This is a genomic window from Lentzea sp. NPDC102401 (genome assembly GCF_044765805.1).
Lineage (GTDB): Bacteria > Actinomycetota > Actinomycetes > Mycobacteriales > Pseudonocardiaceae > Lentzea > Lentzea sokolovensis.
Window position 1 is genome coordinate 542,916 of sequence record NZ_JBIWKS010000003.1, and the last position, 21,583, is coordinate 564,498.

Here is a 21,583-nt window from a genome sequence, read left to right on the forward strand (position 1 = left end):
CATACACAGAGCGGCAACGTGACGTCTCACGGTGCTGGCTCGCCAACGACGCCAACTCGGTTAGCCTGTCCCGGTGCTGCTGAGTGACCAGGATCTGCGCAAAGAGGTCGAGTCCGGCCGTCTCGCTCTCGACCCGTTCGACGTCGAGATGCTTCAGCCGTCGAGCATCGACGTGCGGCTGGACCGGTTCTTTCGGGTCTTCAACAACACCAAGTACACCCACATCGACCCCTCGCAGCAGCAGGACGAGCTGACGAGCCTGGTCGAGACGCCCGAGAATGAGCAGTTCGTGTTGCACCCCGGCGAGTTCGTGCTCGGGTCGACCTACGAGATGGTGACGCTGCCGGACGATCTGGCGGGGCGGCTCGAAGGCAAGTCCAGCCTCGGCCGGCTCGGGCTGCTGACGCACTCCACGGCGGGGTTCATCGACCCCGGCTTCTCCGGCCACATCACGCTGGAACTGTCGAACGTCGCGAACCTGCCGATCACGCTGCACCCCGGCATGAAGATCGGGCAGCTCTGCCTGTTCAAGCTGTCGAGCCCGGCGGAGCACCCGTACGGCTCGGCGCAGGCCGGCAGCCGGTACCAGGGGCAGCGCGGGCCCACGCCCAGCCGCGCCTACCTGAACTTCAGCCGCACGGACACGCGCCGCTAGCTCAGGTCTCCGTAACGCTCCAGCACGCGGCGGCGCAGTTCGGGGTCGGTGCGCGGGACCGGCTCCAGGAAGATCTCGTCCAGGTCGCGGAACTCCGCGCGCAGTTCCGCGGAGATGCGCACGCAGGCGTCTTCCAGTTGGTGGGCCGTCAGGGCGTCGTCGAAGTCCAGCCGTGCGCACAGCAGGACGCGGTCGGTGCCGATGAGCATCGTCAGGATGTCCACGACGGCGTCCACCTCGGCCACTTCGCCGAGCCGGCGCCAGATCGCCTTCACCATCACCGGGTCCGCCTGCCGTCCGATCAGCAGGCCGCGGTTGGTGCGAGCCAGCACGTAGGCCACCGACGCCAGCAGCACGCCGATCGCCAGTGACGCGAGGCCGTCCCACAGCGACGAGCCGGTCAGCTGGTGCAGGCCGAGGCCCGCGAACGCGAGCAGCAGACCGATGAGGGCGGCCGAGTCCTCCAGGAAGACGGTCTTGACGGTGGGGTCGTCCGACACGCGCAGGAAGTCCCAGAAGCCGCGGCCGTGTGCGGCGGACTCGGAGCGGACCTGCCGGAACGCCTGCGTCCACGAGATGGACTCGAGCGCGAACGCCAGGCCCAGCACGATGTAGCCGACCAGCGGACGGGTCTGCTCTTCCGGCTCGCCGAAGACCGTGCGGAAGCCTTCGTAGAACGCGAACATCGCGCCGGAGGCGAAGATCGAGACCGCGGCCAGCAGCGACCAGAAGTAGCGCTCCTTGCCGTAGCCGAACGGGTGGCGGCGGTCGGCCGGTCGGTCCGAGCGGCGCAGGGCGGTCAGCAGGAGTGCTTCGGTGAACGTGTCGGCCACCGAGTGGGCGGCTTCGGAAAGAATCGCGGCTGAACCGGTCAAAACGCCCGCAACGGCCTTCATGATCGCAATCGCCAGATTGACCAGCAGGGCCAGTACGACGGTGAGTGTGCTTTCGCCGGAGGCCTGCGGCTTCTCGCTCATGACGGTCAGCTTAGGACGGCGGCCGGGCGCGCACCTGCTGCGACAAGCGGGGATCACGGTTGTGTCACGGGGGCAATCGGCGACGCCTCTCGAACGACTTCTATAGCGACCGGATGCTGGGGAGCGTCCGGGAAATCCGCTGAAAAATGCGCTGCTCGTACTGCGTGAAATGTTCCTGGGGGAAGCAAATGGGTACCAAGATTCGTGCTGCGTTCATCGCCGTCACGGCCTCGCTGGTCGCGTTCGCCGGTGTCGCGTCCGCGCAGGCCGCCGAGCCGACCGGGTACGTCGGCGGGATCGTCTTCGAGGACCTCAACCACGACGGCGTGTGGCAGGACGGCGAGCCCGGCATCGGCGACGTCGACGTGGTGGTCTCCGGCGCCGATGGGGTGAGCACGGACTTCCCGACCAGCAGCTACGGCGTCTGGACCATGAAGCGCGCGCCGTACGGCTGGTATCAGGTCAGCTTCAACGACCCGGAGTTCGTCAACATCTCGGACTCCACCGTGCTGGTGGAGATCGGCGACGACGAGCTTCCGTCAGTCAACTTCGCTGTCCGCCGCGCCTGATCGTTGCTGCATTCGAGTGACATTCGGGGGTCGGGGCAACATCCAGATGTCCTGACGTGTCTTAAGGCTGGGATCTGCTCCGGGGGGACGCTGATCACCAGGGGGTAAGACGGAACGGCCCGCGTCCGGGAGAGACGCGGGCCGTTCTGCATGCGGGCGCAACTACCATCGCAGGATGGGCAAGCGTGGTGCGGACGACACCGATGCCGAGGTCGAGTCGTGGAGGGCCATGGTTCCGGCGATCGATCCGGTGGTCGAAGGCGTGGTCGACCGGGTGCACCAGATCAGCAAGTATCTCGACTTCCTCGCCACGGAGATCGCCGCGCCGCACGGGCTCAACCGCGCCGATTACGAGATCCTCGCGCGGCTCTTCTGGATCGGGCCGCCGCACCGGCTCACGCCCAAGCAGCTCGCGAACGGCACGCTGAGCCCGGCCACCACGATCACGAGCAGGCTCGACCGGCTGGAGAAGGCGGGCCTCGTCGTCCGCGAACTCGATCCGAGCGACCGCCGGTCGTTGCCCGCGACGCTGACCGACGCCGGCCGCGAGATCTTCCTGCGGATCGTCGCCGGTCAGGCCGAACGGGAGCGCGACCTCTTCACCGCGCTGCCGGGTGCCGACCTGGAGCACCTGCGCGAGCTGCTGCGCCAGGTGATGGAGGTGCTGTCCGGCGAACTGGGGCCCGCGCACCGTCGCACTCGGCTCGCACTCGACGGCAAGGAGTAATTGCTACGAACTCGTACTATCCGATATCGTGCTAACTGCGCGAGAGGGAGGGGGGCGAGATGGGTGGCTACCCGCTGTCCGAGTGACCGGTGTCATGCAACGCTGACCCCCGGCGTTCCGATGTCCTAAGTGGATCGAACGAACGCTGGGGGATCAGTGAAGAACGTCTTCGCCGTCACGCTGACGGCTGCCCTCGTCCTGGCCGCGACAGGCGCGCCCGCCTTCGCGCAGGACGAGACGATCACAGTGGAGGGGCTCGTCTACCTCGACCGCAACGCCAACCGCACCTTCGACGCCGGTGACAGCATCCGCGCGAACGGTGCCGGCGTGCGGGTCACCGACCAGGACACGCATGAGACCGTCGGCGACTTCGGCACTGGCGCGGACGGCCGCTACCGGGCGGTGCTGCCCAAGGGACCGTCGTACTCGGTGGCCATCTGGGAACTCGAGTACAGCTTCAACCGGGTCAGCTACGACAGCGTGACCGAGAGCAGGACGGACGCCGACTTCAACCTCCTCGGCCACGTCGTCACCGGCTCCACCTTCGTCGACACCAACGGCGACGGCGTGAAGCAGGCCGACGAGAAGGTCCACCAGGGCAAGGTCAAGGCCGTCGGCACGGCGGCGGGTGGCCGCGCGGTCGAACTGGAGACCCAGGCCGGCCAGGACGGCACCTACTCGCTCGACCTGCCGAACGGCGAGTTCACCGTCGCCGCACCGGATCTCACCGCGAACCGCCTCGCTCTGGCCGAGCCGAGGTCGGCCGACGACATCGACTGGCTGACCGGCTCGCGCAAGATCCAGCAGATGCTCGACAACCGCACGCACCGGCTCGACCTGCGTTACGTCGAGGCCCAGGCGGACATCGCCCTCGACTCCGCGATCTCGCCCGTCAAGGACACCTACACCCTCGGCGACCAGATCGACCTCAAGCTCACGCTCTCCAACAAGGGCAACGTGCCGGTCGCGCCGACGTTCGTCCTGGGCAGCCTGGCCGCGAAGGTCCTGTCGTACAGCGACAACGTGACGCTGCGCCCCGGCACCCGCGAGGACTTCACCGTCAAGGACAAGATCCTGCCCGGCAAGCAGATCGAGGTCGCTCTGAAGCTCGAGCTGGACGACATCACGTACACCGAGGTGCACGCCATGGCGCGCTTCAACTTCGGTCGTCTGCCGGACACCAACCACCGGAACAACGTCGCGGTCAAGCAGATCAAGATCGTCGAGAAGAGCACCACCACGACGACCACCACCACGGAGACCACGGTCGCGCCGGCCACCACGACGACCCCGGCCGTGGCCAAGGCGGGCAACAACTCCGGCCTCGCGTCGACCGGCGCCTCGCCGCTCGGCTTCCTCGGCCTCGGCTCGGTGCTGCTCGCGGCCGGTCTGGGAGCATTCTTCGTGGCGCGCCGCCGCCGCTCCTGACCACTTAGGATCCGTCACGGTTAGTCTGCGGCATGGGCATCTTGGTGCAAGTGCTGCTGACTGCCGTGGCGGTCTGGGTGTCGACCGCCCTCCCGGGCATCGACCTGGGCGAGGGCTCGACCGGTTCGAGGATCCTCACGCTGATCGGCGTCGCGGTGATCTTCGGCCTGATCAACGCGATCGTGAAGCCGGTCGTGAAGTTCTTCGGCTGCCTGTTCTACCTGCTGACGCTCGGCCTGATCGGGCTCGTGGTGAACGCGCTGCTGTTCATGTTCACCGGGTGGCTGGCCGAACAGCTGGACCTGCCGTTCCGCGTCGACGGCTTCTGGCCGGCGTTCTGGGGCGCGATCATCGTCGCCCTGACCGGCTGGGTGCTGAACGTGGTCTACGACAAGGTCACCAACAACGACTGACCCAACCTCGTTGTGCGGGGGATTTGAAACGCGTGCTGTGCCAAGACTTTCCGCACTCGAGGTCTGGGCCTTTCTGACGACAGAGCAGAACGGCCCCGGTCCACAGTGGACCGGGGCCGTTTCCGTTGCCTGACTCAGACGTTCGCGTCCTCGGCTGCCGTCTCCGGCGTTGGCTGCCCGCGCTTCACGGACTCCAGCAGCATCTGCGCCACGTCCACGACCTCGACATGCGCCCCGGCCTGGCCGTCGGCCTGACGCGCGGTCACACCGTCGGTCAGCATCACGCGGCAGAACGGGCAGCCGGTCGCGATCTTCGACGGCGCCGTGGACAACGCCTCGTCCACGCGGTCGACGTTGATGCGCTTGCCGATCCGCTCCTCCATCCACATGCGCGCGCCACCGGCACCGCAGCACATGGAGCGTTCCTCGTGCCGCGGCATCTCGCGCAGCGTCGCGCCGGACGCCCCGATCAGCTCACGCGGCGCCTCGTAGACCTTGTTGTGACGGCCCAGGTAGCACGGGTCGTGGTACGTGACGTCCTCGGTGACCGGCGCGACCGGCACCAGACGGCGTTCGCGCACCAGCTTGTTCAGCAGCTGCGTGTGGTGCACGACCTCGTACGTGCCACCGACCTGCGGGTACTCGTTGGCCAGCGTGTTGAAGCAGTGCGCACACGTCACGACGATCTTGCGCTGACCGGCGGGCCGGTCCTCGAACACCGAGTTGAGCACCTCGACGTTCTGCTGCGCGAGCATCTGGAACAGGAACTCGTTGCCGGCGCGGCGAGCCGGGTCACCGGTGCAGGTCTCCTCCGGGCCGAGCACCGTGTACTTCACGTCCGCGGTGTGCAGCAGCTCGGCGACGGCGCGCGTCGTCTTCTTCGCCCGGTCCTCGTACGCACCGGCACAGCCGACCCAGAACAGGTACTCCGCGTCGCCCAGTTCGCCGTCGAACACCGGCACCTCGAACTCGAGGCCCTCGGTCCACGCCAGGCGGTCCTTGGAGTTCTGACCCCACGGGTTGCCCTTGTTCTCCAGGTTCTTGAACATGCCGCCGAGCTCGGACGGGAAGTTCGACTCGATCAGCACCTGGTAGCGGCGCATGTCGACGATGTGGTCGACGTGCTCGATGTCCACCGGGCACTGCTCGACGCACGCGCCGCAGGTCGTGCAGGACCACAGCACCTCGGGGTCGATGACGCCCAGCTCGTCGGGGCCGCCGACCAGCGGGCGCTCGGACTCGGCCATCGCCAGCACGTCGATGGACTCGAGGCGCTTCTTGTAGTCCTCGTACTTGTCCTCGGTGAGACCGACCTCGTCGCCCGCCATGTCCCGCGAACCGCCGGCCAGCAGGTACGGCGCCTTCGCGTACATGTGGTCGCGCAGCTGCGTGATGACCAGCTTGGGGGACAACGGCTTGCCGGTGTTCCAGGCGGGGCACTGCGACTGGCAGCGGCCGCACTCGGTGCAGGTGGAGAAGTCGAGAACGCCCTTCCAGGTGAAGTCCTCGACCTTGCCGACGCCGAACACGTCCTTGTCCGGGTCGGCTTCCTCGAGGTCCAGGACCTTGCCGCCGGACATCATCGGCTTCAGCGCGCCCAGGGCGACGCCACCGTCGTCCTCGCGCTTGAAGTAGATGTTGAAGAACGCCGAGAACCGGTGCCAGGCGACGCCCATCGTGAGGTTGCGGCCGACCACGATCAGCCAGATCATCCCGCTCAGCAGCTTGACCAGCGCCATCACCGACACCCAGATGGGCGCGGACGGCAGGATCTGCGCGAGCGGCTGCGTCACGAACGACGTCCACAGCGGGGCGACCTCCAGGCCGCTCGACTGCTTGAACGCCTTGACCAGCAGGATGCCGACGCCCTCGATGATCACGACGGCCTCGACGAAGTACGCCGACTTGAAGTCCGAACCCTGGAAGCGGGAGAGCCGGTCGGCGCGGCGCGGGTGGTTGCGCTGGCGGATGACCGCCAGGGCGACACCACCGACCACGGTGCCGAGGCCCAGCAGCTCGACCAGCAGCAGCCAGACCGACCACGTGCCGATGATCGGCCAGTGGAAGTGCGGGTCGAACACCTCGCCGTACGCCTCGAACAGCACCGCGGACCCGATGAGGAAGCCCCACATCACCATCCAGTGCCACGGGGCGACCGAACGGAACTTCGCCATTCTGGTGTGCGCGACGAACTCGACGATCATCGTCTTCATGCGCGGCACGAACGGCCCGAAGCGGGTGCCGTCGGGCTGGCCGAGCCGGATGATCTTGATCTGCTTCAGCACGGCGGCGACGAACACGCCCCAGGCGACGACGCTCACCGCCACGGCGACGAGTCCGAGAACCAGCTGGAGGGTCATGGCGGGATTCTAGGCCACGTTACTGATCAGTAACCACTTGGACGTGGCCGGTGTCTCGTCACGTACCGGTCAAGTATCCGGAAATTGATCAAAAACTTGTGGAACACTTGTTCAGGTAGTTGTCCTGAGCAGCCGGAGGTCGCCGTGTTGTACCTGTACCTCGCTGCGGCGATCGCGGCGGAGATCGCCGCCACCGTGTCGTTGAAGCTGTCCGACGGATTCAGCAGACTGTGGCCTTCGGTCGTTGTCGTCGTCGGGTACGCCATCGCCTTCACCGCACTTTCGCGCGCGTTGAAGTTGGGTATGCCCGTGGGCGTCGCTTACGCCGTGTGGTCCGCTATCGGCGTTGCAGCAGTCGCGATCATCGGCTGGAAGTTCCTCGGCGAAACCCTCAACCCCACGATGGTCATCGGCCTGGTCCTGATCATCGGAGGCGTGGTGACGCTCGAACTCGGGAGGACGCACTGACCTCGGTGGCAGACATGCAGAAGGTCGACGGTCGCAAGGCGCGCGGCGAGAAGAAGCGACGCGCCATCGTCGAGGCCACCCTGCGCGTGATCGAACGCGAAGGCGTCGCCGGCGTGACGCACCGCAGCGTCGCCCGGGAAGCCGGTGTGCCGACGACGGCACCCACCTACTACTTCGCGACGCTCGACGACCTGTTGATCGCCACACTCGTGTGGTCGGCCGAGTCGCTGTGCGACGACATGCTGAAGATCGTCGCGAGCGGCGGCACCGCCCGCGAGATCGCGAGCAGCCTCTCGAAGGCCGTGAACGAGAACCGCGGCCGCACGCTCGCCGAGTACGAGTTGTACCTGCTGGCGGGCAGGCGTCCCGAGCTGAAGCCGGCCGCGCGCAGGTGGCTCGACCTGGCCGTGGAGGTCGTGCGGCCGGAGGATCCCGTCGCGTTCCGGGCGTTCCTCGCGGCCATCGACGGGCTGCTGTTGCAGGGCCTGATCGCCGACGTTGCGCCGAACGAGGACGAGCTGGAGCCAATCGTGTCCTTCTTGATCCGCGGTCGCGACGAATTCACGGCCGCGCCGCGGGAACAATGAAGCCATGAGGTTCGCGCGAGAGGTGTCCGGCATCAGCCACGGGGTGAGCCTGGGGCTGCTCGCCGCGCTGTACGTGCGTGACTCGCTGGCGTTGTCGGTCGACGTCGAGCCGCACGTGCCGGGCCTGGACCCGTCGTTGCCGGTGCGGGTGCCGCCGGGTACCGACCGCGCCGCCGTGACCGCCGAGTGGCCGGGCTGGTGGGCCGACGCGCTGGACGCCTGCAGGCGCGGCGCCGAGCCCGGGACGCCCGAGGACGCCGAGGCGTTGCTGACCCGGCCGGCCAGCCGGGCAGTGGTGCTCGCGCTGAAGCCGGGCATCGAGCAGTTGCACCGGGTGCAGAGCCCGGCGGCGTTGCCGATCGGCGACGTGCTGCGCGGGATCGAGTCGCGCATAGGCCGGTGGGCGCAGAGCGTGGAGCTGCACATCGCCGAGGTGCCGGTAGAAGGCTTGTTGTGGGAACGCATCGCGCCCGCGCACGTGCTGGCGTCGACGAGGTTCCTGAACGACCCGGCGCGCACGGCTCCAGCGTTGCGCGCGGTGCTCGAAGATCTGGTCTGACCTAGGTAGGGAGAACCCCACCCCGCCTTCGGGGGCTGACTGCCGTGTAGCTGAGCCCCGCCACCTCTAGTTTTGTGCTCATGATGAGGACTGCGCTGGTGGCGTTGGTGGTGGGGGCGGTGCTCACGGTGTCGACCGGCTGTGGCATCCGCATCATGAAGTACGAGTTCTCCGACGACCACGTCGTCAGCGAGAAGTTCACCTCGGTGAAGGTGCGCGGCGACCAGGACTCCGGGGACGTGACGATCCGGTACCAGCAGGGCCTGACCGAGACGAAGGTCCACCGCAAGGTCGAGCACAACAAGGACAACAAGCCCTCGGGTGTCGCGCACCGCATCGAGGGCAGCACGCTGGTGCTGGACGGCTGCGGCAACGACTGCGAGATCAACTACGAGGTCCTGGTCCCGGCCGCGGACATCACGGTGGTCGGTGACATCGGCTCGGGTGACGCGACCGTCGAGGGGCTGGCCTCCGTCGACATCAGGACCGGCTCCGGCAGGGTCATCGCCCGCGACATCTCGGGGGACGTCAAGGTGAAGACCGGATCCGGCAATTTCGAGGGTGCCAGGATCGGCGGCGCCGTGACGGCCGACGTGGGGTCCGGCCGGATCCTGCTGGACGCGATCAAGGGCAAGGCGCTGCTCGGCACCGGTTCCGGGGAGATCGACGGCACCTCGATGGAGAACGAGGTGATCGCGAACGCCGACTCCGGGGGGATCAGGCTGACGTTGTCGGCGGCGAAGTCCGTGCGGGCCACCACCGGGTCCGGCGACATCACCGTCCGGGTGCCGGGTGGGCCGTTCAAGGTCGTCGGTTCGTCGGGCAGCGGTGAGCGCGCGATCCACGTTCCGACCGATCCGGTTGCGCCGCTCGAACTCAACCTCAACGCGGGCTCGGGGGACGTCCAGGTGCTCGCGGCCTGAGGGCCGGCCAGGGTGAACTGTGTCGAGGGCCACTCCACAAGGGGTGGCCCTCGTCGCGTTGTGAGGGAACAACCAGACTTTGTCGGCCGTTGGGACAGTCAGAAACCTTGAGTCGGGTAGGCTCAACGTTGAGCAGATGGCAAACTTGAGTCAGCAACGCTCAACAAGTACTAGCGGAAGGAACTCCAATGGCGCGTGCAGTCGGCATCGACCTCGGGACGACCAACTCGGTCGTCGCAGTCCTCGAAGGCGGTGAGCCGACGGTCATCGCCAACTCGGAGGGCTCCAGGACGACCCCGTCCATCGTCGCTTTCGCCAAGAACGGCGAGGTCCTCGTGGGCCAGCCCGCGAAGAACCAGGCCGTCACCAACGTCGACCGCACGATCCGCTCGGTCAAGCGCCACGTCGGCACGACCTGGCAGACCGACGAGATCGACGGCAAGAAGTACACCTCGCAGGAGATCAGCGCTCGCGTGCTGATGAAGCTCAAGCGCGACGCCGAGGCGTACCTGGGCGAAGAGATCACCGACGCGGTCATCACCGTCCCCGCCTACTTCGAGGACGCGCAGCGCCAGGCCACCAAGGAGGCCGGCCAGATCGCGGGTCTCAACGTGCTCCGCATCGTCAACGAGCCGACGTCGGCCGCTCTGGCCTACGGCCTCGACAAGGGCGAGAAGGAGCAGACCATCCTGGTCTTCGACCTCGGTGGCGGCACGTTCGACGTCTCGCTGCTCGAGCTCGGCGACGGCGTGGTCGAGGTCCGTGCGACCTCCGGTGACAACCACCTCGGTGGCGACGACTGGGACCAGCGCGTCGTCGACTGGCTGGTCGAGCGCTTCAAGCAGGCCAACGGCATCGACCTGACCAAGGACAAGATGGCCCTCCAGCGCATCCGTGAGGCTGCGGAGAAGGCCAAGATCGAGCTGTCGAGCTCCAACAACGCCTCGATCAACCTGCCGTACATCACCGTCGACGGCGACAAGAACCCGCTGTTCCTCGACGAGACGCTGTCTCGCGCCGAGTTCCAGCGCATCACGAACGACCTGCTCGAGCGCACCCGCGCGCCGTTCAACAACGTGATCAAGGACGCCGGCGTCTCCGTCGGCGACATCGACCACGTCGTGCTCGTCGGTGGCTCGACCCGCATGCCCGCCGTCGCGGAGCTCGTGAAGGAGCTGACCGGCGGCCGCGAGCCCAACAAGGGCGTGAACCCGGACGAGGTCGTCGCCGTCGGCGCCGCCCTGCAGGCCGGTGTCCTCAAGGGTGAGGTCAAGGACGTCCTGCTGCTCGACGTCACCCCGCTGTCTCTGGGCATCGAGACCAAGGGCGGCATCATGACCAAGCTGATCGAGCGCAACACCACGATCCCGACGAAGCGTTCCGAGACCTTCACGACGGCCGACGACAGCCAGCCGTCCGTGCAGATCCAGGTCTTCCAGGGCGAGCGCGAGATCGCGGCGCACAACAAGAAGCTCGGCATGTTCGAGCTGACCGGCCTGCCGCCCGCCCCCCGTGGCGTGCCGCAGATCGAGGTCACCTTCGACATCGACGCGAACGGCATCGTCCACGTGTCGGCGAAGGACCTGGGCACCGGCAAGGAGCAGTCGATGACGATCACCGGTGGCTCCGCGCTGCCGAAGGACGACATCGACCGCATGGTCAAGGACGCCGAGGCCCACGCGGAGGAGGACAAGCGCCGCCGCGAGGAGGCCGAGGTCCGCAACCAGGCCGAGACGCTGGTCTACCAGACGGAGAAGGTCGTCAAGGAGAACGACGACAAGCTCCCGGCCGAGATCAAGGACAAGGTCAACGCCGCGATCGCCGAGGCGAACGAGGCGCTCAAGGGCACCGACATCAACGCCATCAAGACGGCGGTCGAGAAGCTCGCGACCGAGTCCCAGGCCATCGGCCAGGCCATCTACGCCAACGCGCCGGGTGCTCCCGGTGCCGAGGCCCCTGGTGCTGACGCGCCGGGTGCCGCCGGTGCGGGTGCCGGTGCCAAGAAGGACGACGACGTCGTCGACGCCGAGATCGTGGACGAGGACGAGAAGAAGTGACCGAACCGAGGCATGCCGCCCCTGACGAGGAGCAGCCTCAGGTCGTCGTGAACGACCGGCGCCGGATCGACCCCGAAACGGGTGAGGTCCGGCCGCCGGCCCACGTCGCCGAGGAAGAGGGCACTGCTCCGGCCGAACCTCTGGTCGCCGAGGTCGTGGACGAGGTGGCCGCCGAGCTGAAGACCCAGCTCGACGAGCGCACCGCCGACCTCCAGCGGCTCACCGCCGAGTACGCGAACTACCGCAAGCGGGTGGAACGCGACCGCGAAGCGGTGATCAACAACGCGAAGGCGTCCGTCGCCTCCGAACTGCTCTCGGTGCTGGACGACATCGAGCGGGCCGCCGCGCACGGCGACCTGACCGGTGCGTTCAAGGCGGTCGCGGACAAGCTCGTGTCCACGCTCGCCAAGACCGGCCTGGAGCCGTTCGCGCACGACGGCGAGGCGTTCGACCCGTCGGTGCACGAGGCCGTGCAGCACAGCACGTCCCCGGACGTCGACGGCCCGACGGTCACCGCCGTCCTGCGTCGTGGCTACACCTTCGGCGACAAGCTCGTCCGGCCCGCGCTCGTCGCGGTGACCGACCACGAGCCCGCCGCGTCGTCCGAAGAAGCCTGATTTCTATTCCTCTAGGGGAAGGAGGAGCCGTCCGGTGAGTCAGAGGGACTGGATCGAGAAGGACTTCTACCGCGAGCTGGGCGTCTCCTCCGAGGCGACAGCGGACGAGATCAAGAAGTCGTACCGCAAGCTCGCCCGCGAGCTGCACCCCGACGCGAATCCCGGTGACGCCAAGGCCGAGGCCCGCTTCAAGTCGGTCTCCGAGGCCTACGGCGTGCTGTCGGATCCGGCCAAGCGCAAGCAGTACGACGAGGCCCGCCGCCTGTTCGCGGGCGGTGGTGGCTTCCCGGGCTCCGGTGGCTTCGGCTCCGGCGGGTTCGACGTGAACGACCTGTTCGGCCGTGCCGCGCAGAACACCGGTGGCGGCGGCCTGGGCGATCTGCTCGGCGGCCTGTTCAACCGGCGTGGCGGCGCGACTCCCGGGTCGGCCACGCGTCCGCGTCGTGGTGAGGACGTCGAGACCGACGTCCGCATCGACTTCACCGAGGCGGTCAAGGGGGCGACGGTGCCGTTGCGCCTGTCGTCCCCCGCCGCCTGCGCGACGTGCGGTGGTTCCGGCGCCAAGCCGGGCACCACGCCGCACACCTGCGCGACCTGCACGGGCTCCGGACTCGTCACGCGGTCGCAGGGTGCGTTCGCGTTCAGCGAGCCGTGCCGCGACTGCCGCGGCACGGGCCGGATCATCGACGACCCGTGCCCCGAGTGCGGTGGCGACGGCGTCAGCACCCGTACCCGCACGCTGACCGTGCGGATCCCGTCGGGTGTCGACGACGGCCAGCGGATACGCCTCGCGGGACAGGGCGAACCGGGCCGCAACGGCGGTCCGAACGGCGACCTGTTCGTGCGCGTGCACGTCAACCCGCACAGCGTGTTCGGCCGTCAGGGCAACGACCTGACGCTGACGGCGCCGATGACGTTCTCCGAGCTCGCTCTGGGATCGACGTTGACCGTGCCGACCCTCGACGGCAAGGTTTCCTTGAAGGTGCCCGCCGGCACCGCCTCCGGGCGGGTGCTGCGGGCGCGGGGCAAGGGGATCACGAAGCGGGACGGGACCGCGGGCGATCTCCTGATCACCCTGGAGGTCGCGGTGCCGAACAACCTGTCGTCCGAGGCACGCAAGGCACTCGAGGCGTATGCCGACGTGACGCAGGACCACGATCCGCGAGGCGATCTGAACGCACTCCTTGAAGGGCGGTGAGTCCGGTGGGTTTTCCGTTCCCTCCGGGGACCGATGAGGACACGCCGTTCTTCGTGATCTCGGTGGCGGCCCAGCTGTCGGGCCTGCACGCCCAGACCCTCCGGTCCTACGACCGGCTGGGTCTGGTCTCGCCGGGCCGCACGAACGGTGGCGGCCGCCGTTACTCCATGCGCGACATCGTGTTGCTGCGCGAAGTCCAGCGCCTCTCGCAGGACGAGGGCGTGAACCTCGCGGGCATCAAGCGGATCATCGACCTGGAGAACCAGGTCGACGCTCTGCGATCGCGGGTCGCCGAACTCCAGCAGGAACTCGCACAGGCGTTGGCGGCGGCCGATTCCACGGCCGCCGCTGTACACGCCTCCTACCGGCGTGACCTCGTGCCGATCCGGCAGGAGACCGCGTTGGTCGTGTGGAAACCCAAGCCGCGCAAGTGATCGAGCGCGTCTACGAGGTTTTCGCGACGCCGCGTCCCAGGGTGGTCGACTTCTGCGACCACTGCGTGGACGCGGCGAGCGTCGCGCCCTTCACCACCGTGCCGTTGCGGGAGCTGACTTCCGGCCAGGTCGAGAAGTTCTGGTTGAAGTCGGGCACGATCGGCGACGAGACCTTCGTGCGGTACCTGCTTCCGCGTGTGCTGGAACTGATCGCGCTCGGAGAGCTCGAAGCGGACTTCTTCTGGCTGCGCCTGGTGGCCGAGACTCACGCGAAGGGCGATCCGCGGGAGCGTTCGGCCGTGCAGGACTACTTCCTCGCGACGCCGATCGCGCTGGCGGGACTCGTGCGCGAAGGTCCAGACGTTGGACCGTTGACCACGTGGCTGCGCCGAACGGAAACCCTTGCCGTGCTTGAGGAATCCGCTCTGGCCGGACCGGACCCCGACGGCGTCCTGTCCGAGGCCCACCTGAAACTCGAAGCTCAGCTCTGCTCGAAGTAGAACCCGGCCTCCAGGTCCTCCAAGATGCCGGGTTCCTTCGGTTCCCAGCCCAGCAACGCCTTCGTGCGCGCACCGGACGTCGGTGCGTCCCGCGAGACCATGAACGCGAGCGGTCCGAAGTGCTCTTGGGCGCGTTCCGCCGGGATGGCTTCGACGGGCACGTTCAGCTTCCGGCCGATGACCTCGGCGATCTCCCGCATCGTCACGGCCTCCTCGGCGACCGCGTGCAGCACTGAGCCCATCGGAGCCTTCTCCGCGGCCAGCCGGTAGAGCCTCACCGCGTCCAGCGTGTGCGTGGCCGACCAGCGGTTCGTGCCGTCGCCGGGGTAGCCGGAAATCCCCGTGGCGCGGGCGGTCCTGACCAGGATCGGGATGAAGCCGGCCGTGTCCAGTGCACTGTGGACGGTCGGGGGCAGTACGACGACCGAGCCGCGGACGTCCTGGGCGTCGAGGATCGCGTTGCGGGCGGCGCCGCGCGGGCCCTCGCTCGAGATCCGCTCCTCCTCGGTGGCGGTGCGGCCCAGGCCCGAGTACGCCAGCGTGCCGGCGGTGCCGATCAGCGCCTTGCCGGTACCGGCGAGCTCGTCCAGGAACGCCCGGACGACGGCGAGGTCGGCGTCGGAGGCACCCTGGTAGTCGCCCGCGTACATCTCCTCGTGCTTGAACGCCAGGTGGATCACGGCGTCCGCCTCTGCCGCGCCCTTGCGCAGTCCGTCGAGGTCGTCCAGATCGCCGCGCCGCACGCCGGCGCCCTGGGCTTCGAGCTTGGCGGCGGACGCGTCCGAACGGGCCAGGCCGACGACCTCGTGGCCCGCGTTCAGCAGTTCTGGGACCAGTGCCGAGCCGACGTGGCCGCTGGCACCCGTGACGAAGACCTTCATGACACTTCCTTCAAGTGATGGGACTTGGTCTCATCAACCGTAGCAGAGTGATGAGACTAAGTCGCATCACTTAGGATGGGGGCATGGGTCGATGGGAGCCGGACGCGCGGGAGCGGTTGGTGCGCGCCGCACTCGACCTGTTCAGCGAGCAGGGGTACGAGAACACCGCCGTCGCGCAGATCGCCGAGCGTGCGGGCCTCACGAAGAGCACGTTCTTCCGGCACTTCCGGGACAAGCGCGAGGTGCTGTTCGGCGGCCAGGACGTGCTGGCAGACCTGATGACCGGCGCGATCGCCGCCGCACCCGCGGAAGCGAGGCCGCTGGAGGTGGTCGAGGCGGCGCTGGTGGCGACAGCGGTGACGTTCACGGACGAACGCCGGGCGCACGGGCCGCAGCGGCTGGAGGTGATCGCGAGCAACGACGAGCTGCGCGAGCGGTCCGCGTTGAAGATGGTCGGGTTCGTCATCGCGATGACGGACGCGCTGAAGCAGCGCGGAGTGCCGGAGCTCGACGCCGCCGTGGCCGCCGAGCTGGGCGTGCTGGCGTTCAACCGCGGCTACGAGCGCTGGCTGGAGACCGGCGGGGACTTCGCGGAAGTCGCCCGCCGGACGCTCGGCGAGGTGCGTGAGGCCGTCGCCTCGCTAGAGGGTGCCGAGTAGTTCCCCGACCTCGGCGGCGATGCGGTCCAGCGCCTGGTCGTCGTCGTGGGCGGCGATCGCGCGGTCCATCCAGTTCGCGATCAACGGCATCTGCTCCGGCTTGAGGCCGCGCGTCGTGATGCCGGGGGTGCCCAGCCGGATGCCGGACGGGTCGAACGGCTTGCGGGTGTCGAACGGGACCGCGTTGTAGTTCAGCTCGATGCCCGCCCGGTCCAGGGCCCGCGCGGCCGGCTTGCCGCCGATCAGCTTGGACGTCAGGTCGATCAGCACCAGGTGGTTGTCGGTGCCGCCGGACACCAGGTCGAAGCCGCGTTCCAGCAACGCCTCCGCGAGCGCCTGCGCGTTCCTCACGATCATGTGCGCGTACTCGCGGAACTCCGGCTGCGACGCCTCGTGCAGCGCGACGGCGATCGCGGCCGTCGTGTGGTCGTGCGGACCGCCCTGCAGACCGGGGAACACGGCCCGGTCGATCGCCTTCGCGTGCTCGGCGTCGCACAGGATCATCGCGCCACGCGGGCCGCGCAACGTCTTGTGCGTGGTCGTGGTGATCACCGGTGCGTGCCCGACCGGCGACGGGTGCGCGCCGCCCGCGACGAGTCCGGCGATGTGCGCGATGTCGGCCACCAGGATCGCGTCGATCTCGCGGGCGATCTCCGCGAACGCCGGGAAGTCGATCGTGCGAGGGATGGCGGTGCCGCCGCAGAAGATCACCTTCGGGCGTTCGGCCTGGGCCAGCGCCCTGACCTCGTCCATGTCCACGACACCGGTGTCCTTGCGGACCTCGTACTGGACCGCGTTGAACCACTTGCCGGTCGCGGACACAGTCCAGCCGTGCGTGAGATGACCGCCCATCGGCAGGGACATGCCCATCACGGTGTCGCCGGGCTGCAGGAACGCCAGGTAGACGGCGAGGTTCGCCGGGGCGCCGGACAGCGGCTGGACGTTCGCGTGCTCCACGCCGAACAGCGCTTTCGCCCGGTCGATGGCGAGCTGTTCGATCTGGTCGACGACCTGCTGGCCCTCGTAGTACCGCTTGCCGGGGTAGCCCTCGGAGTACTTGTTGGTCAGCACCGAGCCGGTCGCCTCGAGCACGGCGGCCGACACGTCGTTCTCGGACGCGATCATGCGCAGCTTGCTCGCCTGACGGCGTTCCTCTGCCTGGATGAGAGTGGCGATCTCGGGATCGACTTCGCGCAGCACGGCATCACTCCGTGCCGGGCACCCAGGCGTTCGGTGCGCTCGGCCGTCGCTTCCCGGTGGTCAGTTCCACCCTCGGCACGCCAGTCGCTTACGACGTGCCGAGTTTAGTCCAGCGTGAACGGGTCGTACTTGATCCGGTCGAGAGGAGTTCCGGCGACGAGCATGCGGGACACCGTCGATCTGATCATGGCTGGGCTGCCGCAGACCAGGACGTCGCGCTCTTCCCACGCGCCGTAACGGGTGACCACGTCGGCGAGGCTGCCCTGCTCAACACCTCGGACGCCGGGGTCCGACTCCAGCACCGGCACGACCGTGAGCCACGGGTTCGTGGTCGCGATGCGCTGCAGGTTGTCCAGGTCGTAGAGGTCCTCGCGGGTGCGGCCGCCGTAGAACAGGTGCACGCGCGGGTTCTCGCCGAACTGCGCCATCTCGTCGATGATCGCGTGCATCGGCGCGACGCCCGTGCCACCGGCCACCATCAGGATGTCCGAGCCGGCCGTGCGGTCGACCGACAGACGTCCCATCGGCGGTCCGATCCGCCAGGTGTCGCCGGCCTGCGTGTGGCCGACCACCGAACGGGACACCCAGCCGCCGTCGACGGACCGGATGTGGAACTCGATGACGCCGTCCTCGCGCGGTGCGTTCGCCGGCGAGTAGTACCGCCACAGGCGCTTGCGCTGCGGCGTCTCCACGCTGACGTACTGACCGGCCTTGTAGCTGACGGGGTGGTCCGGTTGCAGCCGGACGACGGCCAGGTCCCACGAGACGCGCTGGTGCTCCAGCACCGTCGCGTGCCAGTACGCGGGCCCGTTGTCGGCGTCGGCCGCCTCCTGCATCGCCCTGGCCATGAGGGTGTAGGCCTCGGCCCACGCCATCTCGACCTTGGGCGTCCAGGCGGCGCCGGAGAACTTCTTCACCGCGGACAGCAGTGCGGTCCCGACCGCCTCGTAGTGGACGTTGATGACACCGAACTTGCGGTGGTCACGACCCAGCTGACGCAGGAAGGGGATGAGGTCGTCCGGGCGGTCGACCATCTGCACCACGTGCACGAGGGCGCGCAGCAGACGGCTGCGTTGCACCTCCATGTTCGCGGGGAACATCTCGCGTGTGGCAGGCGAGAGCGAGAAGAGCATTCCGTAGAAGAACTTCGCCACTTCTTCGGAGTGCGGCTCCACCACCGCGAAGCTCTCCCGGATCATCCGCACCATCGCGGTGACACCAGGCGGGGGTTCTCGGTGGGGCGGGGTAGGGATGGGGCTCAGCACAGCGTTCGCAGTCATGGTCCGCGCGCAGTCTCCACGTTCTCATTGGCGTTCAGTGGCGCCGGCAAGGCGCTGTTCGTCCTCGTCAAGCATCCGTCCCCCGACAGGGTGGACAGTAACCCCTGATCGGGCTGTTTGACTCCTTGATGCCACCTTTGAGCGAAGCATGGTCACTCTAGGTGAGTAGTTGTTACCGCAACAGTGTGAATGTGAGGGTCCGTCTGTACCGGGTTGCGTGCTTGCGTGCTTGGGTTGGGCGCGTGTCCCTGCCTGAGTTGACTGATACCACCTCACCTGACCGTGACGAGCTTCCCGGCTCACGCGGTGAGCACTTCCTCCAATGTGCCCTGGAGACGTCCGATCGCGCTACGCGCTTCTACACGGACCAGGTGCTGGACCACCTCAACCCCGCGATGGCCGAGTTCGTCGGCCGGATGGAGATGGCCTTCATCTCGACCGCTGACGCCGACGGGGAGTGCGACTCGACGCTGCGGGCGGGCCCGGCGGGGTTCCTGCGCGTGATCGACTCGCGGACCGTCGCCTACCCCGAGTACCGGGGCAACGGCGTGATGGCCTCGCTGGGCAACATCATGGAGAACCCGCACGTCGGGATGCTGATGGTGGACTTCGCCGACGACCTGATCGGGCTGCACGTGAACGGCCGCGCCCGCATCGTGCCTCGTGAGGAGTTCGAGACCGAGGACAAGAAGGTGGAGCGCTGGGTGGTGGTCGAGGTGCAGGAGGCCTACGTCCACTGCCGCAAGCACATCCCGCGGATGGTCCCGGTCGACCGCGTCCGGAACTGGGGCACCGACGACGTCAAGAGCAAGGGCGGCGACTTCTTCGGGGTCAAGGCGGACCGGATGAGCAACGCCGACAGCTGAACCGCTGCTCGCAGCCCCCGTCATCCGCGTCTTCGCGCGGGTGGCGGGGGCTGTCGCGTGAGGTCGGGCGAGACCGCGGCTCGAGCGGGCGGCGCGACGCTGGGGTGTGACCCATCAGCCACCGAATTAGTTGGCCTAGCTAACTATCTCCAGATATAGTTGTATGGCATCAACTAACTACTGGAGGTGTGCTTGAACCGGCCCTCGTCGCATCGGGAGATCCTCGAAGCGCTGTCCGGCATCTGGGTGGCGCTGCTCGTCGCGATCCTCAGCTCCACCATCGTCTCGAACGCTCTCCCGACGATCCTGGCCGAGCTCAAAGGCACGCAGACCCAGTACACCTGGGTCATCACCTCGATGCTCCTCGCGTCCACCGCCAGCACGCCCCTGTGGGGCAAGCTCGCGGACCTGTTCGACAAGAAGAAGCTGTTGCAGGCGGCGATCGTGATCTTCGTCGTCGGCTCGGTGCTGTCCGGGTTCAGTCAGAACATGGAGCAACTCATCTCGTTCCGGGTCCTCCAGGGGCTGGGGATGGGTGGTGTGCAGGCCCTGGGGCAGGTCGTCGTCGGCGCGCTGCTCAGCCCGCGCGAACGCGGCCGCTACAGCGGCTACACCGGCATGGTGATCTCGGCGGGGACCGTGGGCGGGCCGCTGGTCGGCGGGTTCCTCGTCGACTGGCCCGGCTGGCGCTGGTGCTTCTTCGTCTGCGTGCCGCTGGCGCTGGTGGCGCTGGCCGTGTTGCACAAGACGCTGCACCTGCCGGTCCGCAAGCAGCACGTGAAGATCGACTACCTGGGTGCCACGCTGATCACCGGCGGCGTGAGCCTGGTGCTGATGTGGGTGTCGTTCGCGGGCAAGGACTTCGCCTGGATCAGCGCGGAGAGCGCGCTGTTCGTCGCCGGTGCGGTGCTCGCGATCGTGGGTGCCTACTTCGTGGAACGGCGGGCGTCCGCGCCGGTCATCCCGCTGCACCTGTTCAAGAACCGGACCGTGGTGCTGGCGATGCTGGGCGGCGTCGCGGTGGGCACGGCGATGTTCGGGGCCTCGGTGTTCATGGGGCAGTACTTCCAGATCGCGCGCGGGTTCTCGCCGACCAAGGCCGGGTTGCTGACCGTGCCGCTGGTGCTCGGCCTGAGCATCTCGTCCACCGTGAGCGGGCAGCTGATCGCCAGGAGCGGCCGGTGGAAGAGCTACCTGGTCTGGGGCTCGTTCTCGCTGGTCATCGGGCTGGCGCTGCTCGGGACCATCGACCACCGGACCAACCTCGTGCTGATGGGCGGCTACCTGGCGCTGGTCGGCGTCGGGGTGGGGCTGACCATGCAGAACCTGGTGCTGGCCGTGCAGAACGGCGTGGGGATGGCCGATCTCGGGGCCGCGAGCTCCACGGCCACGTTCCTGCGGTCGCTGGGCGGGACGGCCGGCGTCTCGGTGCTCGGGGCGGTGCTGGCCGCCTCGGTGAGCACGAAGACGCTCGACCGCGGTTCCCTCTCCCCAGTCGTACGGGACTCCTACGGCGACGCGATGGGTGAGCTGTTCCTCATCGCCGCCGGTCTGGCGGTGTTCACGGTGATCGCGGTCCTGCTGATCAAGGAGCAGCCGCTGCGGGACTCGGTGGAAGACGAAATTGTCACTCCAACGGGTTCTGGTGCACAGACGGTCGCCACTGAGCTTGATTCGCCTGTGGATACTGACCAGCGGATTGTGGACAAGTCGGTGCCCGCTGTGGACAAGCTGTTGGTGCTTTCGAGTGACAGCGATCAGGAGGTCGCGGCGCGTTCGGCTGCGCTGCGTTCCACGCAGAACTCGTTGCCCTCGGGGTCGCGCAGGGTCACCCAGCCGGTGCCGTCGGGCCTGCGCTGATCGTCGAAGACCGTCGCGCCGATGCCGACGAGGCGTTCCACCTCCTCGTCGCGGGTGTTGTCAGCCGGCTGCAGGTCCAGGTGCAGCCGGTTCTTCAGTTCCTTGCCCTCGGGCACGTTGATGAACAGGTAGCGGACGCCGTTCGGCAGTTCGATCATGGACTCGGGGTCGCCGGGGTTGTCGTCGGGGTGCAGAGGCAGGCCCAGCACCTTGCTCCACCAGGAGGCGATCTCGTAGGAGTCGCGCGCGTCGATCGTGATGCTGTGGATGATTGAGGTCATGAACTGATCTTCGCCTAGCCGGCGTGTGATCTGGACCGATTTCAAGGTTGAGCGGAACACACTCAACTTTTCTGACGTTGTACG

General features: G+C 67.9%; 23 protein-coding genes and 1 riboswitch. Of the genes, 17 read left to right on the top strand and 6 right to left on the bottom strand.

Going from position 1 to position 21,583, the window contains the following annotated elements; genetic code table 11:
* Positions 1 to 73 precede the first annotated feature (73 nt).
* On the top strand, positions 74 to 655 hold the full coding sequence (dcd, locus tag ACIRG5_RS13290; protein ID WP_402904383.1) for a dCTP deaminase: 582 nt from the start codon (positions 74 to 76) through the stop codon (positions 653 to 655).
* Here dcd and ACIRG5_RS13295 read toward each other — a convergent pair.
* Positions 652 to 1,632: a cation diffusion facilitator family transporter gene (locus ACIRG5_RS13295; RefSeq protein ID WP_402904384.1), complete on the bottom strand. Its 981-nt coding sequence runs from the start codon at positions 1,630 to 1,632 to the stop codon at positions 652 to 654. The two genes, dcd and ACIRG5_RS13295, sit on opposite strands and share 4 nt — an antisense overlap.
* Before the next feature lie 188 nt (positions 1,633 to 1,820).
* Between ACIRG5_RS13295 and ACIRG5_RS13300 the strand changes: the two genes are divergently transcribed.
* From ACIRG5_RS13300 to ACIRG5_RS13315, 4 genes are all read left to right on the top strand, one after another.
* Positions 1,821 to 2,201 carry an SdrD B-like domain-containing protein gene (locus ACIRG5_RS13300; RefSeq protein WP_402904386.1) on the top strand — a complete coding sequence of 127 codons (381 nt, stop codon included), beginning with the start codon at positions 1,821 to 1,823 and terminating at the stop codon, positions 2,199 to 2,201.
* Between the two features lie 175 nt (positions 2,202 to 2,376).
* Positions 2,377 to 2,928 (top strand): MarR family winged helix-turn-helix transcriptional regulator, encoded by a 552-nt coding sequence (locus ACIRG5_RS13305; protein ID WP_402904388.1) that lies wholly within the window; start codon positions 2,377 to 2,379, stop codon positions 2,926 to 2,928.
* A 156-nt stretch (positions 2,929 to 3,084) separates the two neighbouring features.
* On the top strand, positions 3,085 to 4,356 hold the full coding sequence (locus tag ACIRG5_RS13310) for a hypothetical protein (protein WP_402904390.1): 1,272 nt from the start codon (positions 3,085 to 3,087) through the stop codon (positions 4,354 to 4,356).
* A 32-nt stretch (positions 4,357 to 4,388) separates the two neighbouring features.
* Positions 4,389 to 4,769, top strand: coding sequence for a phage holin family protein (locus ACIRG5_RS13315; RefSeq protein ID WP_402904391.1), 381 nt, complete (start codon positions 4,389 to 4,391; stop codon positions 4,767 to 4,769).
* A 134-nt stretch (positions 4,770 to 4,903) separates the two neighbouring features.
* Here ACIRG5_RS13315 and ACIRG5_RS13320 read toward each other — a convergent pair whose 3' ends face one another.
* Positions 4,904 to 7,129: a (Fe-S)-binding protein gene (locus ACIRG5_RS13320; protein WP_402904393.1), complete on the bottom strand. Its 2,226-nt coding sequence runs from the start codon at positions 7,127 to 7,129 to the stop codon at positions 4,904 to 4,906.
* Between the two features lie 144 nt (positions 7,130 to 7,273).
* Here ACIRG5_RS13320 and ACIRG5_RS13325 point away from each other — a divergent pair, with 144 nt between their 5' ends.
* The 9 genes from ACIRG5_RS13325 (at position 7,274) to ACIRG5_RS13365 (ending at position 14,472) form a co-directional block, all read left to right on the top strand.
* Positions 7,274 to 7,597, top strand: coding sequence for a DMT family transporter (locus ACIRG5_RS13325; protein WP_402904395.1), 324 nt, complete (start codon positions 7,274 to 7,276; stop codon positions 7,595 to 7,597).
* Positions 7,598 to 7,611: 14 nt separating this feature from the next.
* Complete coding sequence (locus ACIRG5_RS13330; protein WP_402904397.1) at positions 7,612 to 8,184, top strand: TetR/AcrR family transcriptional regulator; 573 nt, start codon at positions 7,612 to 7,614, stop codon at positions 8,182 to 8,184.
* Positions 8,185 to 8,188: 4 nt separating this feature from the next.
* Positions 8,189 to 8,743, top strand: a complete 555-nt coding sequence (locus tag ACIRG5_RS13335) for a hypothetical protein (RefSeq protein ID WP_402904398.1) — start codon at positions 8,189 to 8,191, stop codon at positions 8,741 to 8,743.
* Positions 8,744 to 8,823: 80 nt separating this feature from the next.
* Entirely contained in the window at positions 8,824 to 9,666 is an 843-nt protein-coding gene (locus tag ACIRG5_RS13340; RefSeq protein ID WP_402904400.1) for a DUF4097 family beta strand repeat-containing protein, read from the top strand.
* A gap of 188 nt (positions 9,667 to 9,854) precedes the next feature.
* Positions 9,855 to 11,723, top strand: a complete 1,869-nt coding sequence (gene dnaK / locus ACIRG5_RS13345; protein WP_319976531.1) for a molecular chaperone DnaK — start codon at positions 9,855 to 9,857, stop codon at positions 11,721 to 11,723.
* Positions 11,720 to 12,340, top strand: a complete 621-nt coding sequence (gene grpE, locus ACIRG5_RS13350) for a nucleotide exchange factor GrpE (protein WP_402904402.1) — start codon at positions 11,720 to 11,722, stop codon at positions 12,338 to 12,340. Before dnaK ends, grpE begins: the two co-directional genes overlap by 4 nt.
* A gap of 34 nt (positions 12,341 to 12,374) precedes the next feature.
* Positions 12,375 to 13,538 carry a molecular chaperone DnaJ gene (gene dnaJ, locus ACIRG5_RS13355; RefSeq protein WP_402904403.1) on the top strand — a complete coding sequence of 388 codons (1,164 nt, stop codon included), beginning with the start codon at positions 12,375 to 12,377 and terminating at the stop codon, positions 13,536 to 13,538.
* A gap of 5 nt (positions 13,539 to 13,543) precedes the next feature.
* Entirely contained in the window at positions 13,544 to 13,972 is a 429-nt protein-coding gene (locus ACIRG5_RS13360) for a heat shock protein transcriptional repressor HspR (protein ID WP_360040674.1), read from the top strand.
* Positions 13,969 to 14,472, top strand: coding sequence for a hypothetical protein (locus ACIRG5_RS13365; protein WP_402904405.1), 504 nt, complete (start codon positions 13,969 to 13,971; stop codon positions 14,470 to 14,472). The genes ACIRG5_RS13360 and ACIRG5_RS13365 overlap by 4 nt, the downstream gene beginning before the upstream one ends.
* On the opposite strand, the gene ACIRG5_RS13370 is transcribed toward ACIRG5_RS13365, so the two are convergent.
* On the bottom strand, positions 14,454 to 15,353 hold the full coding sequence (locus ACIRG5_RS13370; RefSeq protein WP_402904407.1) for an SDR family oxidoreductase: 900 nt from the start codon (positions 15,351 to 15,353) through the stop codon (positions 14,454 to 14,456). The genes ACIRG5_RS13365 and ACIRG5_RS13370 overlap by 19 nt on opposite strands.
* An 83-nt stretch (positions 15,354 to 15,436) precedes the next feature.
* Here ACIRG5_RS13370 and ACIRG5_RS13375 point away from each other — a divergent pair, with 83 nt between their 5' ends.
* The gene (locus ACIRG5_RS13375; RefSeq protein WP_402904409.1) at positions 15,437 to 16,012 is read left to right on the top strand and encodes a TetR/AcrR family transcriptional regulator; all 576 of its coding nucleotides are present in this window, start codon (positions 15,437 to 15,439) and stop codon (positions 16,010 to 16,012) included.
* Here ACIRG5_RS13375 and glyA read toward each other — a convergent pair.
* A complete protein-coding gene (gene glyA / locus ACIRG5_RS13380) occupies positions 15,995 to 17,212 on the bottom strand; it encodes a serine hydroxymethyltransferase (protein WP_402904411.1) in 1,218 nt (405 codons plus the stop codon). The two genes, ACIRG5_RS13375 and glyA, sit on opposite strands and share 18 nt — an antisense overlap.
* 13 nt (positions 17,213 to 17,225) lie before the next feature.
* Positions 17,226 to 17,310, bottom strand: a riboswitch (ZMP/ZTP riboswitch).
* A gap of 6 nt (positions 17,311 to 17,316) precedes the next feature.
* Positions 17,317 to 18,420, bottom strand: a complete 1,104-nt coding sequence (locus tag ACIRG5_RS13385) for an FAD-binding oxidoreductase (RefSeq protein ID WP_319976539.1) — start codon at positions 18,418 to 18,420, stop codon at positions 17,317 to 17,319.
* A 314-nt stretch (positions 18,421 to 18,734) separates the two neighbouring features.
* Between ACIRG5_RS13385 and ACIRG5_RS13390 the strand changes: the two genes are divergently transcribed.
* Both ACIRG5_RS13390 and ACIRG5_RS13395 read left to right on the top strand, forming a co-directional pair.
* Complete coding sequence (locus tag ACIRG5_RS13390) at positions 18,735 to 19,358, top strand: pyridoxamine 5'-phosphate oxidase family protein (protein WP_402904413.1); 624 nt, start codon at positions 18,735 to 18,737, stop codon at positions 19,356 to 19,358.
* A 192-nt stretch (positions 19,359 to 19,550) separates the two neighbouring features.
* A complete protein-coding gene (locus tag ACIRG5_RS13395; protein ID WP_402904415.1) occupies positions 19,551 to 21,218 on the top strand; it encodes an MDR family MFS transporter in 1,668 nt (555 codons plus the stop codon).
* On the opposite strand, the gene ACIRG5_RS13400 is transcribed toward ACIRG5_RS13395, so the two are convergent.
* On the bottom strand, positions 21,116 to 21,499 hold the full coding sequence (locus ACIRG5_RS13400; RefSeq protein WP_402904417.1) for a VOC family protein: 384 nt from the start codon (positions 21,497 to 21,499) through the stop codon (positions 21,116 to 21,118). The two genes, ACIRG5_RS13395 and ACIRG5_RS13400, sit on opposite strands and share 103 nt — an antisense overlap.
* Positions 21,500 to 21,583 lie beyond the last annotated feature (84 nt).

What these genes read in the sequence shown, in the direction of transcription:
- ACIRG5_RS13300 (WP_402904386.1), top strand. Translation starts at nt 1,821, where the DNA reads ATGGGTACCAAGATTCGTGCTGCGTTCATCGCCGTCACGGCCTCGCTG.
- ACIRG5_RS13305 (WP_402904388.1), top strand. Translation starts at nt 2,377, where the DNA reads ATGGGCAAGCGTGGTGCGGACGACACCGATGCCGAGGTCGAGTCGTGG.
- ACIRG5_RS13330 (WP_402904397.1), top strand. Translation starts at nt 7,612, where the DNA reads ATGCAGAAGGTCGACGGTCGCAAGGCGCGCGGCGAGAAGAAGCGACGC.
- ACIRG5_RS13335 (WP_402904398.1), top strand. Translation starts at nt 8,189, where the DNA reads ATGAGGTTCGCGCGAGAGGTGTCCGGCATCAGCCACGGGGTGAGCCTG.
- ACIRG5_RS13370 (WP_402904407.1), bottom strand. Translation starts at nt 15,353, where the DNA reads ATGAAGGTCTTCGTCACGGGTGCCAGCGGCCACGTCGGCTCGGCACTG.
- ACIRG5_RS13385 (WP_319976539.1), bottom strand. Translation starts at nt 18,420, where the DNA reads ATGGTGCGGATGATCCGGGAGAGCTTCGCGGTGGTGGAGCCGCACTCC.
- ACIRG5_RS13320 (WP_402904393.1), bottom strand. Translation starts at nt 7,129, where the DNA reads ATGACCCTCCAGCTGGTTCTCGGACTCGTCGCCGTGGCGGTGAGCGTC.
- ACIRG5_RS13400 (WP_402904417.1), bottom strand. Translation starts at nt 21,499, where the DNA reads ATGACCTCAATCATCCACAGCATCACGATCGACGCGCGCGACTCCTAC.
- ACIRG5_RS13375 (WP_402904409.1), top strand. Translation starts at nt 15,437, where the DNA reads ATGGGTCGATGGGAGCCGGACGCGCGGGAGCGGTTGGTGCGCGCCGCA.
- ACIRG5_RS13340 (WP_402904400.1), top strand. Translation starts at nt 8,824, where the DNA reads ATGATGAGGACTGCGCTGGTGGCGTTGGTGGTGGGGGCGGTGCTCACG.
- ACIRG5_RS13295 (WP_402904384.1), bottom strand. Translation starts at nt 1,632, where the DNA reads ATGAGCGAGAAGCCGCAGGCCTCCGGCGAAAGCACACTCACCGTCGTA.
- ACIRG5_RS13315 (WP_402904391.1), top strand. Translation starts at nt 4,389, where the DNA reads ATGGGCATCTTGGTGCAAGTGCTGCTGACTGCCGTGGCGGTCTGGGTG.
- dnaK (WP_319976531.1), top strand. Translation starts at nt 9,855, where the DNA reads ATGGCGCGTGCAGTCGGCATCGACCTCGGGACGACCAACTCGGTCGTC.